The organism is Shewanella sp. c952 (assembly GCF_019654975.1).
In the GTDB taxonomy this organism is placed as follows: Bacteria; Pseudomonadota; Gammaproteobacteria; order Enterobacterales; family Shewanellaceae; genus Shewanella.
The window spans coordinates 1-16,474 of record NZ_BPEW01000002.1 but is presented as its reverse complement, the minus strand read 5'-3'; the positions used below and the strand labels follow the sequence as shown (position 1 = coordinate 16,474).

The 16,474-nt window shown below is 44.0% G+C and carries 12 protein-coding genes and 1 pseudogene; 2 read left to right on the top strand and 11 right to left on the bottom strand.

Translation table 11 applies throughout. The features are described from left to right. Positions 1-17: 17 nt before the first annotated feature. Together glgC and K5R16_RS01915 are read left to right on the top strand one after the other, a co-directional pair. A complete protein-coding gene (gene glgC, locus K5R16_RS01920; RefSeq protein WP_220735870.1) occupies positions 18-1,283 on the top strand; it encodes a glucose-1-phosphate adenylyltransferase in 1,266 nt (421 codons plus the stop codon). A gap of 66 nt (positions 1,284-1,349) precedes the next feature. After that, positions 1,350-3,035, top strand: coding sequence for a glycogen synthase (locus tag K5R16_RS01915; RefSeq protein WP_220735869.1), 1,686 nt, complete (start codon positions 1,350-1,352; stop codon positions 3,033-3,035). Positions 3,036-3,379: 344 nt separating this feature from the next. On the opposite strand, the gene K5R16_RS01910 is transcribed toward K5R16_RS01915, so the two are convergent. From K5R16_RS01910 to K5R16_RS01860, 11 genes and pseudogenes are all read right to left on the bottom strand, one after another. Next, the gene (locus K5R16_RS01910; protein ID WP_220735868.1) at positions 3,380-3,853 is read right to left on the bottom strand and encodes an NYN domain-containing protein; all 474 of its coding nucleotides are present in this window, start codon (positions 3,851-3,853) and stop codon (positions 3,380-3,382) included. Positions 3,854-3,972: 119 nt separating this feature from the next. Continuing rightward, the gene (locus K5R16_RS01905) at positions 3,973-4,152 is read right to left on the bottom strand and encodes a hypothetical protein (protein WP_220735867.1); all 180 of its coding nucleotides are present in this window, start codon (positions 4,150-4,152) and stop codon (positions 3,973-3,975) included. A 284-nt stretch (positions 4,153-4,436) separates the two neighbouring features. Next, on the bottom strand, positions 4,437-5,930 hold the full coding sequence (locus K5R16_RS01900; RefSeq protein WP_220735866.1) for a hypothetical protein: 1,494 nt from the start codon (positions 5,928-5,930) through the stop codon (positions 4,437-4,439). Between the two features lie 346 nt (positions 5,931-6,276). Beyond that, positions 6,277-6,822 (bottom strand): MAPEG family protein, encoded by a 546-nt coding sequence (locus tag K5R16_RS01895; RefSeq protein WP_220735865.1) that lies wholly within the window; start codon positions 6,820-6,822, stop codon positions 6,277-6,279. Between the two features lie 422 nt (positions 6,823-7,244). Continuing rightward, positions 7,245-7,730: a VOC family protein gene (locus K5R16_RS01890; protein WP_220735864.1), complete on the bottom strand. Its 486-nt coding sequence runs from the start codon at positions 7,728-7,730 to the stop codon at positions 7,245-7,247. 202 nt (positions 7,731-7,932) lie between these two features. Continuing rightward, the gene (locus tag K5R16_RS01885) at positions 7,933-11,040 is read right to left on the bottom strand and encodes a multidrug efflux RND transporter permease subunit (RefSeq protein ID WP_220735863.1); all 3,108 of its coding nucleotides are present in this window, start codon (positions 11,038-11,040) and stop codon (positions 7,933-7,935) included. After that, a complete protein-coding gene (locus tag K5R16_RS01880; RefSeq protein ID WP_220735862.1) occupies positions 11,041-12,144 on the bottom strand; it encodes an efflux RND transporter periplasmic adaptor subunit in 1,104 nt (367 codons plus the stop codon). A gap of 318 nt (positions 12,145-12,462) precedes the next feature. After that, positions 12,463-13,551 carry a shewanella-like protein phosphatase gene (locus K5R16_RS01875; protein ID WP_220735861.1) on the bottom strand — a complete coding sequence of 363 codons (1,089 nt, stop codon included), beginning with the start codon at positions 13,549-13,551 and terminating at the stop codon, positions 12,463-12,465. A gap of 62 nt (positions 13,552-13,613) precedes the next feature. Then, entirely contained in the window at positions 13,614-14,732 is a 1,119-nt protein-coding gene (locus K5R16_RS01870; protein ID WP_220735860.1) for an acyltransferase, read from the bottom strand. Between the two features lie 424 nt (positions 14,733-15,156). After that, positions 15,157-16,095 (bottom strand): hypothetical protein, encoded by a 939-nt coding sequence (locus tag K5R16_RS01865; RefSeq protein ID WP_220735859.1) that lies wholly within the window; start codon positions 16,093-16,095, stop codon positions 15,157-15,159. Positions 16,096-16,266: 171 nt separating this feature from the next. Then, positions 16,267-16,474, bottom strand: a pseudogene (locus K5R16_RS01860) (IS4 family transposase); the annotation flags it as partial.

Sequence of the window (16,474 nt, the reverse complement as noted above, 5' to 3'; positions counted from 1 at the left end):
TCAAGGAGAGAACTTACATGAGTAATAACCCTCGCTACATCAGTAATTTAACCCGCGATACCTATGCGATTATTTTAGCCGGTGGACGCGGTTCTAGGTTGCATGAACTCACGGACTGGCGTGCTAAGCCTTCACTCTATTTTGGTGGCAAATTTAGGATTATAGACTTCCCATTGTCGAACTGTATTAACTCGGGGATCCGTCGTATTGGCGTGGTGACTCAGTATAAATCTCACTCGCTTATACGCCACGTTATGCGCGGCTGGGGACATTTTAAAAAAGAACTGGGTGAATCGGTTGAGATTTTGCCAGCCTCTCAGCGTTATTCTGAAAATTGGTATCAAGGCACCGCCGATGCGGTATTTCAAAATATCGATATCATTCGCCATGAGCTGCCTAAGTACGTGATGATCTTATCGGGTGATCATGTTTACCGTATGGATTATGCGGGCTTACTGGCAACCCATGCGGAATCTGGTGCTGATATGACCGTTTCTTGCTTAGAGGTGCCAACGCCTGAAGCTGCGGGAGCATTTGGGGTGGTTGAGGTCGATGATACTGGCAAAATATTGGGATTTGAAGAGAAACCTGAATTACCTAAACACCTGCCAGAAGACCCTGAAAAGTGCCTCGCCTCGATGGGAAACTATGTGTTTAACACCGAGTTTTTGTTCGAGCAACTTAAGCGTGATGCGCAAAATGAAGACTCAGACAGAGATTTTGGTAAAGATATTATTCCGTCGATAATTGAAGATCATCAAGTCTACGCACACCGCTTTAGAAGTGTCTTTCCTAACGAGGAAGCTTACTGGCGTGATGTGGGGACTTTAGACTCTTTTTGGCAATCCAATATGGAGTTGTTGTCGCCAACCCCGGCGCTAAATCTCTATGATGCCAAATGGCCCATATGGACTTACCAAGAGCAACTTCCGCCAGCAAAGTTCGTGTTCGATGATGACGATAGGCGCGGTATGGCTCTCGACTCTATTATCTCTGGAGGCTGCATCATCTCTGGCGCGACAGTGCGCCGTAGCGTGCTATTTAACGAGGTGAGAGTGTGCTCTTACTCATCGGTTGAAGATTCGGTGATTTTGCCTGACGTAGTCGTGCTACGAAATTGTAAGATTAAAAATGCCATTATCGACCGCGGCTGCATCATTCCCGAAGGAAGTGTTATTGGCTATAACCATGACCACGACCGCGCTAAGGGTTATAGGGTGTCCGAGAAAGGAGTGGTACTGGTGACTCGTGACATGTTGGGATTACCTGTGGGGTATGAGTAGAAAATGGCGGGCAAATACCAAGTGCAAATACAGACGAGCGTCAAGCAAAATAGGCCACGAGTATTAATGCTAGCGGCAGAAAATGGTGCTATTGCTGGCGCAAAAGTTGGCGGTATGGCTGATGTTGTGCGCGATCTACCTTTAGCATTGGCGCAGCATAATGTGGCGGTGGATGTGGCCATGCCCAGCTATGGATTTTTGCAAGATACTATCGCTGCAAAGCTGATCAGTAAGCTTAGAGTTAACTTTGCGGGGCGAGAGGAGCAAATCAGCGTTTATAAGGCGGCTCATCCAAGTCTTGATGATTGCTATTGTTACCTATTCTCACACCCTCTGTTTAATGCTGGCGGTGAGATCTACTCTCAAGGCGATGCATCTCGCCCTTTTGCTACCGATGCGAGCAAGTTTGCTTTGTTCAGTTTAGCTGTAGCGACAGCATTAACTGCTGATTCACAGGCAATCGACGCTAATGAAACAGGCAGCGTGATAATGCCACCGCCAGATATCATCCATCTACATGATTGGCATTGTGGTTTCTTCGCCATATTGCGGGCGTTCGATCCTAGCTTTGAGGCACTCGCTGCAACGCCTTGCGTGTTCAGCATTCACAACTTAGCACTGCAAGGGATAAGACCGCTAGCAGATGAGGCGTCATCGTTGGCGGCATGGTTTCCTCAATTGACCGCCAAGCTCGATGAGCAGCAATTAGCCGCGATAGTTGATCCACGCTATCGCCATTGCGTTAATCCTCTAAGAGCGGCCATCGTGCTATCAGATCGAGTACATCTCGTCTCACCAAGTTATGCGACTGAAGTGTTAAAACCTTCAATACCCGAACAAGGTTTCTTTGGTGGTGAAGGGTTAGAGGTTGATCTGCAGGCAAAGCTTGAGCAGGGCAGGGTTATCGGGATCTTAAATGGTTGTATGTATGACACTGATATTGATGACCGCCAAGCTTGCCAGCCTTCAGCGCGAGCGAAGTGCTCAGTAAGCGGTTGGCAAGCATTGCTTCTGCAGGCTGAGTCAGCGTTGTTACGCTGGCAAGTGGGTAAAGAGCAGGTGAGCAGTCAACACTTTGTGGCGCAGTCTCGATTACAGCAGTGGCAAAACAGTGCACAGTTGGCGAAGCAGCAATCAGCTCTAGCAGATGAAGCGCCATTTTTAATGACCTCTGTTGGCAGGCTAACCGATCAAAAAGTGATGATTTTACGTTATCGCTTTCCAGGCGCAGCGGCCAACGAAAGCTTTCGTGCTAAGACGGTACTGCAAGTGATGCTTGAACGGTTAACTTTGTTAAAGCCAAATGGGCAATTTATTTTACTCGGCAGTGGTGATAAACAAATAGCGCGAGAGTTCTCTGATCTAGCCGCTCAGCATAACAACTTTGTGTTTCTTGATGGCTATGATGAGCAGCTCTCCTCCTCGCTGTATCAATCAGGCTCGCTATTTCTGATGCCAAGCTCGTTTGAGCCGTGCGGTATTAGTCAAATGTTAGCTATGCGAGAAGGCCAGCTGTGCTTGGTCAATCATGTTGGTGGGCTTAAAGATACGGTGCAACATATGGAAACAGGCTTTGTCTTTGAGGGAAGCGACATGTATGAGCAGGGAGCTGCGCTAATCACAAGCTTTGAAGCGGCGCTAGCGCTTCACGCTAGTGACAAATGGCGTGCAATGGAGCTGTTAGCAAAGCAGCAACGCTTTGATTGGCATAGCCAAGCAAAGCAATATGTAGACCAGCTTTACTGTCTTTAATGTATATGGCACACCGCTTCTAGTTTATACCAATCAGTATAAAGATTTGATCGCTCAGCGAGAGTTTAGCGGCTTTGAGGTAAGGCAATGAATGAAGAACATAGTTATTCTACATTCAAGTTCATTAACACAGCATCAAAGCCTCTAAAACTCGCCTGTAAGGAGTGTGTTTAGCTTCCTACTTCTGCGTTGAATAAACTCATAAGGGAATAACCATTGTGTCATTACTCACTTTGAATTAGCCCGCCTTGAATTAGTTCGCCAAAAACACTCTGAGTAGATCAACTACTTATACTGATTGGTATTACTAGGGGCTGTGTGCAATCGGCTTTAAGCTCTAGTGATTAGAGCAGTAAGCTGTCGTCAATTTCATGGTACTGACTGGCTGAATCGATCAAGGATTTAGCCGTTAAGCCTGGTACGCCATAGACTTGGGTTTCGACACCGTACTTCTGATAGATTTTTAGCATCAATAGATCAAAGTCACCGTCACCTGAGAGCAAAATAACGCAATCGACTTCGCCGGCGGCTTCCATGATGTCGATAGTAATTCCGACATCCCAATCACCTTTTGCTGAACCGTCGCTGCGTTGGATAAAGGGTTTTAGTTTGACGTCAAAACCTATGTGCTTTAGCGCATCTTGAAACTTTAGTTGACCGTCATCGCCTCGATGAATCGCATACGCAGTTGCGTTTGTTATTTCGCCTTCATAACCTAGATGTTGCCATAGTTTTCGGTAGTTAAATTGGCGACCATAGGCTTGGCGGCAGGTGTAGTAAATGTTTTGAACATCAACAAACAGAGCGATTTTTTTCACAGAGTGTCCATAGTTGGCAAGTAGCCTCAAGACAATACATGAGCTAGCGAGTGGAGTGAAGTGTTATGCAGCCATTTGGTCGTTGGAAGACGTAGGGCTTTGATTGAAATTAGCCGCAGTTAAACCCAAACGTCGATGCTTGTTTCGAGGTAAGCGAGATTTTCTTGGCGGCGCTCATATGCTGCAAGTTGCGGTTTTTCAGTGATATCTTCGGGTTCAGGTCTGCGTCTATCAGCTAAAAACTGACCATTGACATTGATTGTTTCAATCACTCTTGAGGGCATTTGGGGCTTAATCATTTGCATATCCTTTGCTGGTAAGGTGAAAGACGACTTAGTTTCAACCTGCTATCAATGTAGTTAATTATAGTCCGTTGCGAAGATACTGCCTGAACGATTAGTTTTTATAGCTTTATGCTGGTTGGATTATAGATGTAAATGCTGGGTTGTTAGCCTTTAACTGATTAATTGTTTTATGTGATTCGAGCGCCTAAATGTTTTACATCGGTGTAGATAACGGACAAAAAAAGGACGCTACATAGCGTCCTTTTTATTGAGTGCAGTGAGCTAACTAAAGCGATAGGTTAGTTTTTGCTGTTTGACACCATAGTGCTGTTTGTTCCAAGGATAATCTGCTGGGCAGCGGTCTTTTCAGCTAAGGTCAAAATAGATCCGTTTGTGTCAGTGAAATTTGGCACTATTGGTGAGTCTTTAGCTGCCGTTTGTATGTTCACTGATTCTGCCATCATATAGCTAAGTGCTTGTGGTAGGTTATCTGATTTTGTTAGACCTACTTCTACACGATTGTTTTCACTAGGGTTCATGATTGCTACACTGCTGTTCATCAACACTTGTTGAGCACTCGGAACAGCATAGATAGATTGGTAGAAATTACGGCCGCCAATGGTTGCTGTCGAACGGACTTGCGTGCGCTGTAGATCAAAGTCATTAGTGCTGAAACTTGACGTATCGATGCACAAGTCTGCAGATGTCTCTGCACTACAACTGCTAACAATCCCCATGTCATTAAAGTCATACAATTCCGGCAGCACATTTACAATGGCACTATTACTGCCATCAAGTGGCATGTAAGAGTGATAATCCCAGAGGTAGTTTGTTTCAGTCCCAGCAAAGTAGGCTGACCATTGCTGCATGGTGCTACTGCCATCGACGATAGCAAACTGTTGGTTATCTTCAAAAATTGACTGCCATAGATAAGTCTCTTGGTTGCTAACCATATAGATGGCGCTATCTCGGCTAATGCTGAGGTTATTTTCTGAAGCCCACGGTTGGTAGATTAAGTTTTCACTCGTTAACGGTCTGGCGACAATTGAGCCTGGATTATTACTATCGTAGATATACCCAGACTGGATTAAGCCGTAATGACTCATAATAGTGGCATTGCCGCTATTATCATTTTCATAGGCGGTGACGAGTACCTGCTTTTTAGCGGGGAGTTCAGACTTAACCGGGATATGTGAAGAGATGCTGTGGCCGTCAACATCCACTCCATAGCTTGATTGATAAAAGCTAATGTTTTTCTCTTGTAGCACGGATACCGCAGCGCCCTTAACGGTCTCTACAGGCAAGTCTTGGCTACCTTTAAAGCAGCTGGCTCCCATCTGTGGTTGACGAACATTGAGTACTAGATCAGACAATAGCTCTTTTTGCACAGTGAACATATAGACGTCGGCGTTACCGCCTATGCCGCCATCAACCTCTTCCAGTGACACGTAGCCACCGTCAGGCACATTTGCACTATCAATGGTAACAATACCAGTGCTTGGCACATCAGCTGCTTTAATCGTGTGCTTGCTGATCACGCTACCATCGCGGTTATGAAATAGGATGTTATAGCCATAAAATGCAATCGATGCAGTAATGACCTTCTCTGGTTCAGCAATAGCATTGTCGTAAATGATACAGCCTTTAGCGACATCACTTTGGTTTGCTGCATAGAGGTTGATTATTTGCCAGTCGTATTTAGGGGCTGGTTCTGGTGAAGATGAGCTATCACTGCTGCCACATGCTGCTAAGCCTAATGCGATTGATACTGCTAAAGAGAGTTGTTTTTTCACCAGTTATACCTTAAAAAAGTTACGTATGTTTTATATTGCACTGTTATTAGCAAATACTTGGCCAATATTACAAACTTGACTGCTAAACATAGTAAAAGCATTTTTTTGTTAAGCTATTGTTTAAAAACATTTGTTGTGATTAAGGTTTGGGTAGGGTTAATGTTTTATATTTTGGTGTGTGAAGGGGCGTTGTTTTACAATACAATCTTTATTTTTTTAAGTGTATCAGTTTGTATGGCTATTGCTTTTGAAGGTTTAGTTGCCCATTTTGCTTAAAGACAGAAAAATGACGCCAAAAGCACTTGGTGAGAGTGGTTATACTCTTAATGCTAAGCTTCAATTTGGATCAGAACGAGCTTATCCAATGCATTAATTGATACCCTAGCAGCACTAAAAACATAATGATCGTTGAGTAAAAGGTTAGTGCAAAACCAAATGCTCTTGTAGCTGCACCTTGGTTGTAACCTTTGAAAAACAAAATTCGACCTATTACGAAAAGCACTGAACATAAAGGCACTGCAGATAGCCAAACGCTGGGCATCAGTATGCACCATGCGCTGTATACGCCAATAGCAATCACAAGTTGCTCTAGGGTGTTTTGTAGTAGGCTTTGTAGGATAAGCGCTGTATTCGTGGCTGATGTTAAACCGCTGCCGTCAATGTCTTCAGGGCTAAAAAAACGATACTTAGCTAAGCGTCCTATTGAAGCGATTAATAATAGGATTGGCAGAATAAGTGATAAGCCCAAGATTGATAGCCTGTCTGATACTTGGCTGTTTTGAGCATAGCTGAACGGATCGGCGTTAATAGCATAAACAATTACAATCACCGAGGTTAACATAGCCATGGCCATGCCTTTTAATACACCTTTTTGCTTGATTGATAATGTCATTTAGCCTCCTAAAAAAACCTTGAGTGCGGCTTTATTCTAGCAATCTATTATGTTAACGCATCAAAAATTAGCAACTCACTTTGGTTATGTAAACAAGTATTTGTTGGTGTTTTACTGTAGGTGTTTATTAGTGGATAGGTAAATTTGTGTGGTGGTTCAGTGTAGACTCATTCTTCTTTGCCACAATCGCCACAATCGCCACAATCTGGATGCCTATACTGCAGCTCAAATATCACTTTTGTTGTTCGATTAAAATATTAACCGTGAAGTGCGGGTTGTGGTCGCTAAGTTTGTTATTCAGTATCGTCAAAATGGGCCGCAATCAGACATAAAAAGGGCTGACACGTGGCCAGCCCGTTTACTACGTTTTTATGTGAGTCATCGCTAACGCTAGCGGCTTTTAGCGCTAGCTGTTATGCCACTTACTCGTAATCAGACGCGTAGGTTTCTTCGTATGTATGCGAGTACAGTTCAAACAGGTTTCCAAATGGGTCTTCTAGGTAGACCATTTTAGCTTGCTTGCTATCGTCTTCAGGGTGGTAACGCATGATGTCCATGCGCACTTTCCCGCCTAGCTGCTGAGTGCGTTCGATAACACCGTGGAAGTCATCTGTTTGCAAACAGAAGTGGAAGATCCCAATACGTGAGAAGTCGACTTCATGGCGCTCTTGGCGCTCTTTCATTTCAAATAGCTCTACGCCAATACCGTCGGTAGTCACTAAGTGAGCGATATTGAAACCTTTAAAGCCTTCACCAAATACTGCTACGCACATTCTACCGATTGCGGTTTCGCGCTCTTCTTTAACTTGAGTATTTCCCATGACGACTTTAAGACCAAGTGCTTTAGTGTAAAACTCAACGGCTTGGTCCATGTTGCCAACCATGATGCCTATATGATTCATTTTCATAACTTACCCCAAATTCTGTTGTGTAATTGCTTGTTTGTTTCGATGGAAGAATTATAGGGGTTCTTCATTATTTATAAAAATTATCAAATTTTATAAAAACAATAATTTTACGTTATGTATCTTGTGCGGCAGAATTGAGATGAAAAAAGGGCTTACCAGTAATGATAAGCCCTTTTAGACAATGCTGCTGTTAGTGCTGTCGCTATTGCTGTTGCTTTAGTGCCTGTTCAGCAATCGCTTTATCCAGCTGGGCTTCGACGTACCCCGGTGATTTGGTTGCGCCAGAGATCAATCGGTACATGGCGGGTATGATCAGTAGGGTGACGAATGTGGCGAATGCCATACCGAAGAACACCACGGTACCCACTGCGATACGGCTTTCAGAGCCTGCGCCGGTAGACATAATGAGCGGTATCGCACCAATTAAGGTGGTGAATGCTGTCATCAGAATAGGGCGTAGACGTCTCGCTGAGGCGTCAATAATGGCTTGTTCTATCGCTAAACCTTTATCTCTTAGTTGGTTGGCAAACTCGACGATTAGAATGCCGTTTTTGGTCACCATGCCAATCAGCATTATCATACCAATTTGGCTATAGATGTTTAGTCCTTGCCCAGTTAAGTAGAGTCCTAAGAAGCCGCCGAAGACACCCATTGGTACCGTAAACATCACCACTAATGGGTTGATGAAACTTTCAAATTGCGCGGCTAGCACTAGATAAGCTACCAGCAGGGCTAAGCCAAATACCATGAAAATACTGCTTTGATTTTCTTTAAAGTCTTTAGATTCGCCGGTGTAAGCAACGGAGATATCACTTGGTAGCATTTCAATGGCTTTTTGATCTAGAAAGTCTAGCGCTTCACCTAAGGTATAGCCTTCACCTAAGTTGGCTTTAAGGGTTATCGACTTTTGCTTGTTGTTGTGGCTCAGTTTTTGCGCCGACGCGACCTCTTCAATATGGGTGATGGTATCTAGAGTGATAAGCTCTCCTTTGGCTGAGCGCATGTAGATCTGGCTTAGATCCGCCACGCTATTAAAGCTATTTTCATCACCACGAAGATACACGTCATATTCTTCACCCCGTTCCACAAAAGTGGTTTCACTGCGGCCACCTAACATCACTTCAAGTGTTTCTGACACCTCTGCGACGCTAACTCCCAGTTCGGCTGCACGTTCACGGTCAACGGTGACCACTAGCTCTGGTGTGGTCTCTTTATAATCAATTTCAGGGCCTTCTAGGATTGGGCTATACAGTGCCTCTTCCTCTAATGCGGTTGCCCATTTGAATAGCTCTTGATAGTCAGAGCCACCAAGTACAAACTGTACCGGCTCGCTGGATCCACCCCTAAAGCCTGGTAGCATTGGGCGCACCATCACGTCGGGGATCCCTTTTAACGCTTGGGCGATAACGCCCAGTGCTTGTTGGGCATTAACAGTTCGTTCATTCCAGTCTTCTAGCTGAATAATAACAAAGCCAGTTTGGTCGCCGGCACGGCCACCAAAAGCCGGTGCTTGAATGCTAAAAGACTTGACTACCCCTTGGCCTAAAAGTGGCATTAGCTTTTTCTCAGCTATCTCCATATTAGCGGCCATACGGTTGTAACTGGTGCCTTCTGCGCCTTTGATAAAGGCAAATATTACGCCTCTATCTTCTTGCGGTGCTAGCTGAGCCGGTACTTGTTTCATCAACAAGCCACTACCGACAATACAGGCGATGATGACTAAAGGCGCTGCCAATCTGAATGACACAGCTTTGCTGACCACTCGTCGATAGAGTTGCTCTAATCGGGCGAATTTAGCTTCAACCCACAGGTTAAAACGACTTGGCTTTACATTGGCTTTGAGTAATTTACTACCCAGTACAGGGGTTAGGGTCAGCGCCACAATTGAAGAGAAGATGACTGAGACCGCTAGCATGACTGAGAACTCTGTAAACAGTAGGCCAACCATCCCCTCCATAAATGAGATCGGTAGAAACACCATCACTAACACTGCAGTGGTTGCCACAACAGCAAAGCCAACTTCACGGGTACCTTTATAGGCTGCCAGAATAGGAGGCTCACCTTTTTCGATGTGATGGAATATGTTCTCGACGACGACAATAGCGTCATCGACCACTAGGCCAATCGATAGGATAAGTGCCATTAAGGTCAACAAGTTAATTGAGAAGCCAAAGCTATTGGCTGCAATAAATGCTGAGATTAATGAAACTGGCACCGTGACAGCCGGAATAAGCGTTGCGCGTGCTTGTCCGATGAAAATGTACAACACTAATATTACTAGTAGTGCGGTGACGGCTAAGGTGTTAAACACTTCATCAATCGAGCGGTCGATAAATACGGTAGAGTCATAATCAACAATAAGCTTGGTGCCTTCTGGCAGGAATTGTTGAATGCGGTCGACCTCTTTATGCACATCTTGGGCAACTTCTAACGGGTTAGCATCTGATTGCGGCACAACACCTAAACTGATGTTAACCACGCCGTCGCTTTTAAAGGTCGAGTTTTCATTTTCTGCGCCAATAAATACATCGGCAACATCCTTTAAATAGACTGGTGTACCGTCGCTTGCGCGGCGTAGTACTAAATAGTCAAAGTCTTCTGGGTTCTGATACAGCCTTGCGGTTCTTACTGCCATAACAGTGGTGTCGTTTCTGACTTCACCGCCTGGCGTTTCGACGTTCTCTTGGTTGAGTACCTGAATAATGTCGCTAGCGGTAACTTGTCGGCCTGCCATTAGCTCAGGTTTGAGCTGGACGTACATCACCTTGTATAGACCACCAGAAATATCGACACTGCTAACGCCACTAATTAGGCTAAAACGGTCTTCGAGTACACGCTGGGCGTAATCGGTAAGCTGGGTTCTATCCATAATGGATGAGCTGAGGTTCACGTACACCGATGGCTCACCTGTACCGTTATCTTTCGACACGATAGGATCGTTAGCTTCATCGGGGAGTCTACGCTGCGCACGCGCAACTGCATCACGAACGTCACTGACGCCTTCGGTGAGATCCCAACCTAAGAAGAAGGTGACAGTAATGCGGCTCATACCATTACGGGTGACGGATTCGATTTGATCGACGCCACTAATACCGGTGAGCTCATCTTCTAATGCGGTGGTTATTTGGCTTTCCATGATGGTAGCCGAAGCACCGTCATAGGTTGTCATCACAGTAACAACAGGGCTTTCAACGTCTGGCATTTCACGAACAGCGAGTTTACTGAACGAGACTGCGCCAAAGACACACAGCAATAAGCTTAAAACAATGGCAACAACAGGGCGCTTGACGGATACATCAGATAACCACATTTAGATGCTACCTCGCGCTTGCTCTGTCTGTTGTTCTGCATCTTTGGCAATCGCTGAATTAGTGAGGTCTTCAACCCGTAAGCCATCGCGCATATTAACTAGCCCTTGTACTACCACCTTATCACCAATGGCTAGACCATCGGTGATCAACACTTCGTTGTCTATACGTGCGCCGAGGGTGACTTTGGTGCGCTTAGCTAGCCCGTCTTCACTGACAACATATACAAAGCGGTTAGTGCCGGAATATTCAAGTGCCTGCACCGGAATAACAGGTTCTGAAACACTAGGAAACACCAGGGTTGCTGACATCATCATGCCAGGTTTTAGGTGATGTTGTGGGTTGTCAAACTGTACTCTGACTCGAAGGTTTAAGGTGTCTTGGTTAACACGCGAATCAATAGCAGTCACTTTGCCGGCAAAGTGAGTATCTGGCCACGCTCTGCTAGTGGCCAGCACGTTCATGCCTGGGCTCAGCATTGCAAGGTAATGCTCGGGGACTTGTAGATCTAAGCGCATGCTTGAAAGATCATCGAGTGTAAGCAGTTCTGCGCCAGCGGTGACCATTTTTCCTTGGCTGAAATCGATTAATCCAGCAGTGCCAGAGAAGGGCGCACTTAGGTAGTGATAGTCAAGATCGGCTTGAGCTGCAGCGAGTCTAGCGGCTGCGATATCAACACTGGCTTTTTGGGCATCAATTTCTGTTTGAGTAATGGCATTGCGACTAATCAGTTTTGAAAACTCAGCCAGTTTACGCTTCTCATCGGCGAGGTAGCTTGCTGCTTCAGCGAGCGCTGCTTGGGCTTTAGCATCATCGAGTTGAACTAGCAGTTGCCCTGCAGTGATATCTTGATCTGAGCTGACGTTAATTGAACGGATCTTGCCAGCAATCTGCGGCGCGATGAAGACTGACTCTTCAGCATCAAGTTTACCAACAAGAGAGAGAGACTGAGCTAACTCGTGCTGGTCGACAATGCCAGTGATAACAGGAACGGTGCGCACCGCACGATCTTTTGTCGCAGGCCTTTTTGCTTCAGATAGACTGCTATAGGTTAGCGTACTCGCTAAAACGAGAAAGATAGGTATAACAAAAGATGATGCTTTCATGAGTGATTACTTAACGCTGCCAAAGTTGAGCCTATTTTAAGAAAAAAACAGCGCGAGTAGGGTAAAGCAATGTAAAGTAAAGAAAATTAGCATTTAATAATTTACAAGTGGCTAACTTAAAAGTTTATCTTTTAACATTTGAGGTGGTGGAATGATCTTTCTGTTTTCATCTGTTGGATTTATTTAAAGTGCAAAGTGCTTTAATTTGCTTCTAACGATAAGGTTTAGCCCTTGCGACGTTATGCTGAGTTGAATTTTACACCAGTGGGTTACTCAGTTGTAATTTGGTCACTGGTGCTATGTCGTTACAGGTGTTGGTTATAGATCCTCACGGCTACCGTTATACAAGCCGCGTGTAAGCTGCTTGTTTTCTAACAGAAGCAGTTCACCTGATTGACCTTTTTTGATGCTGGTATCAACAGCAAGCACTTTATTATTAAACAGCCCTAACACTCTATCTTGAGATGTGTGACCAACTACAATTCGTTTGACATCAAAGTGGTTGAGGATGGTGTCGAGTTCTGTTTCGGTAAACTCTTCTGAAAAGTAACCTCTGTACCATGTAGGACCATTGCCAAAGAATAAAAAGTTAAGCTCTTCATCGGCTTTACGTGATTGCTTTGAAGCGTCCACATGTTGTCTATAAAGCTTGTTGGCTCTTGCTAATGTAAGGTTTCGGCTTATCCATTCGCTGCTGATCCCTCCATGCATATAAAGCACATCATTGATCTTGATGATGGTATTTTTACTTCTGAGCCATTGGCCTATTTCTGTATCGGCGCCATAAAGTTTGTCGTAGGAGCGATCGAGCAGTTTTGCCGCAACATCATAGCGTTGGTGTACATAACGTAAGTCACCGCCGAGTACCATCTGCTCATGGTTGCCCATTAACAGGTGCACCATGCCGCCAGCATCTCTTGCTTGTTGGTCGAGTTTATACATAAACCACAGCACTTCATTGACTTGGTGGCCACGATCAAAGATATCGCCTGTCATTACCATATGACCGTCACCAAAAGCCCAATTACCGTCATCATCGATAATTTTTTGGTTGGTCAGCAGTGTAATCAGTACATCAAATTGGCCATGTACATCGCTTAGGGCGACAACTTTTTTAATGCCAGAGTATGTATCAGGCATTATCTGTTTTATCTCGGCTGAGATAGTGGCTTGTGGTAGTTGACCACAGCTTTGTGGACGCTTTACCTGCTGTGCTATGACTGAGGTGGTCTTGAGTTTGTTGTTACACACCCAGTAAGCAGTACTTTGGCTTGATGGTGTGGGTGTTATCACATAAGGACCATCAAACTCAGCAGTGCTATTTGCCGTCGATAGCGGGCTATTTGCTGCAGCGATAGGGCTTAATAAAGTAAGCACGAGTATCGAAAGACGAAAGATATTATCCATTATTAACGACTTCTTCTTGTTATATTTGAAAATGATAATTGGCATACACTTAACGATGGTCACTACCAACCTATCAGGTAGCGACTGCGTTTATTCATAAGCTTTTTAATCAGCAACGCAATCATATATGAGATAGCGACAACGACTAAAGTGACGATAAGCGTGGTAAAAATGTTCCCTTTACCAGCCAGTCCAAACAGATCTGGGCTGTCATATATCATCCACCACGGGGTGGTGAGCCACGGATGGATAAAGTAAATTGCAAAGCTGACTTCAGCCAGTTTTTGTAATGGAGCAATCGAGATATGTTCAAACTTATTGAGTAGTGCCAATATGACTAAAGTTAGCAACAGTTTTTGCGGCAACATTAGATCGGGAACGGTCATTTCAAACGGGGCTTTGTTGAGCACTCCAGCGCCAAAAAATTGTGCTTGGATCAGTGCTAATGCAATCGCAGCAACCAGCATTAATAGCCAATACTTATCGATGAATGGAAACAGTTTGTCGCGATGAGCCGATCCCCAAACCCCGAGTAAATAGCATGGTAAGAAATAGACTAATGATTGGATAGCATTGAGGTTTGAAATAGGGCGATGAACCAGAATGGCAACCACAAGTAGCGCCAAAGCCCAGTACATTACCTGCTGCTTCTTGATCAAATACATGACCCAAGGAGATAGCGCAAATAGCATCATTCCCATAGGAATATACCAGTATGCGGTTAAGGTGCGGCCGGTGATGACATACCAACTAGCAGCCTGAGCTGGCGCTGTAATATCAGCATATAGCACATGAAATGCCGGTTCAGTGCCAACAGTTAAGTGCCAAACAATCCATGGTAGTGATAATAGTAAATAGGGCAGAAAAACAAATTTTGTTTTGCTTTTCATATATTTTTTGTAGTCCCAGCGATGATAAAACACATGGTGAAACAGAAACCCTGAAATGAAGACAAAAAATACGGTGCCGTTCATCATTAAGTTAAACCATGCTTTGTCGGCGAAGGTTTCAATTTCCCATCCCGCAGGCCTATAGCAGTGTGCCATTACTATGAAAATAATAGCGATGCCACGGAAGTGGTTAATGCTGTTTAAGAACTTTTTGGGCTTCTTTTCAGTGGCTACAGGCTCTGTTGTTGCGGAGGAGGGACTGTCTTGAGCTTGAGTGAGTTTTTCATCCATGGCATTGGCTCTTATTATTGTTAATTCACTGGTTTAATGCTTAGCATCTCATAATTAGAGTTATTTTGTTGTGAAAATGCAGCGATGAAGTGAATAGAGCTTAAGTTAACTTACTTTGTGTCTAGAGTCAGTTTACCTTTCGAGCTTAGTTTTTATTCGATTCTTTACCGCAAGGAATAATGCTTTTAGTACAAGGCTTTAGCTCGCTAAGCGAAAAGCTAATAACACTGTAATAAAAGCATTGAAACGAACCCGAAGGGCCGTGCTTCTTGGCTATTTTTATTGCGTTGAAGCCAATTTGTAGAGAATGACTAAACCGCATAGTCTTGGCCTTGTCAAAATAGCCATTAATCGGCGGCAAAAACAACCATGAAAGATCAACAGACCCTAGTAAGCTAGGCTAATAACAGGCCACTAACCTAGGTCACTTATTAATAGGCTCGTTGGTAAATTCGATATTTTGTTGCTTTGATGACGGTGCCACCCCCATAAAATACTCATAGCCTTTTTCAGACTCAGTGTCTGCCTGTTTTTGTTTTTCTGGTGTTGGTATTGTGGTGTTATCGGCGAGCAGAGTGAATTTGGCTTTTTTCTTAGCTTTAATACTGCCTTTTGCGACTTCAACGCTAGGTAAGCGCTCAACACTATTACTTACTTTGAGTATTTTTGTCTGCTTGTGATCTTTGAAGTTATAGCTAAACACACCGTTACCTTCAATCTTCTCAACGCTGGATTTATCGTTATTTTGGTATGAAGCCAAAATACCATGTTTTCCTAATGGAATTTCATGGAATAACTCTTTTCCTGAGCCGATTTTTTTACCATTGATAAACCAATCTGCTGGTACGTTACTGACGAGTGTCACCATTGCCGAGCGCAATCCTAGCTTTTCATTTAAAACGGTATCTATTTTGCTGTTATAAGAGGGCTTAAAATGCATTGCAACGTTATAGCGCAGATCGCCTGCCATGTTCATATTCGCATCAACAACTTGATAAGAAAGTAAAACGCTTTTGTCGTTCAGAAATGGTGACTTGTTGCGGGTACTCGACAGAATTTGGCTCTTCGATTCTTTCAAACAATCAGAGATAGATTGAAACTTAGAACATTTTGTGGAGCCATTAATATTAATAGGCAGGCTACTCGTCGATTTTGATAGGTCGCTGATTAATCGATTAATTATGTCTGTTTTGAGTTCAAAAAGTTGCTGGTTCTTTTGTAGTCTACGCTTATTAACCGTCTCGAATTCTTCTTGGATAGTGAGGCTTTGGCGCTCTAATGCAGCAGTATCTATTTCTGTCTTTAGGGTTAAGTTAGCCGTTGAATTGATATTGTCTTCTATCTGGGCATAGAAATTACTCATATTACTTTTAGCTAAAATTTTGTTGGGTAGCTGAGTAATAAGCTTTTGGTATTGTGCTTGGTTAAGCGCAATTTTGTCTTTTAATTCTTGAATATCGTAGGAGCGCTTATTTAATTGTGAAAATTTATCATTAACAGAGATCAGCTCAGAGTCTGAGGGATCCCCACGAATTTAATAGCATGCTTGTGGCTCCCGAACTAAGCCTTGTAGTGTTTTGATTGCTACCTGCCAATGCAATTTCAACAGCTTCATGTTCCTATCTTTGTATGCTCTCAAGCCTATGAATTGGTTTGAGAGTACGTTGCGGTGCTTTATTGAGTTAGCTTGATATTGCCAGTGTTTACCAGCAGCTTTCACCGCTAATCCTAAAAGATAAAGC

What these genes read in the sequence shown, in the direction of transcription:
- glgC (WP_220735870.1), top strand. Translation starts at nt 18, where the DNA reads ATGAGTAATAACCCTCGCTACATCAGTAATTTAACCCGCGATACCTAT.
- K5R16_RS01915 (WP_220735869.1), top strand. Translation starts at nt 1,350, where the DNA reads ATGCTAGCGGCAGAAAATGGTGCTATTGCTGGCGCAAAAGTTGGCGGT.
- K5R16_RS01905 (WP_220735867.1), bottom strand. Translation starts at nt 4,152, where the DNA reads ATGATTAAGCCCCAAATGCCCTCAAGAGTGATTGAAACAATCAATGTC.
- K5R16_RS01895 (WP_220735865.1), bottom strand. Translation starts at nt 6,822, where the DNA reads ATGACATTATCAATCAAGCAAAAAGGTGTATTAAAAGGCATGGCCATG.
- K5R16_RS01890 (WP_220735864.1), bottom strand. Translation starts at nt 7,730, where the DNA reads ATGAAAATGAATCATATAGGCATCATGGTTGGCAACATGGACCAAGCC.
- K5R16_RS01885 (WP_220735863.1), bottom strand. Translation starts at nt 11,040, where the DNA reads ATGTGGTTATCTGATGTATCCGTCAAGCGCCCTGTTGTTGCCATTGTT.
- K5R16_RS01880 (WP_220735862.1), bottom strand. Translation starts at nt 12,144, where the DNA reads ATGAAAGCATCATCTTTTGTTATACCTATCTTTCTCGTTTTAGCGAGT.
- K5R16_RS01875 (WP_220735861.1), bottom strand. Translation starts at nt 13,551, where the DNA reads ATGGATAATATCTTTCGTCTTTCGATACTCGTGCTTACTTTATTAAGC.
- K5R16_RS01870 (WP_220735860.1), bottom strand. Translation starts at nt 14,732, where the DNA reads ATGGATGAAAAACTCACTCAAGCTCAAGACAGTCCCTCCTCCGCAACA.
- K5R16_RS01865 (WP_220735859.1), bottom strand. Translation starts at nt 16,095, where the DNA reads ATGAGTAATTTCTATGCCCAGATAGAAGACAATATCAATTCAACGGCT.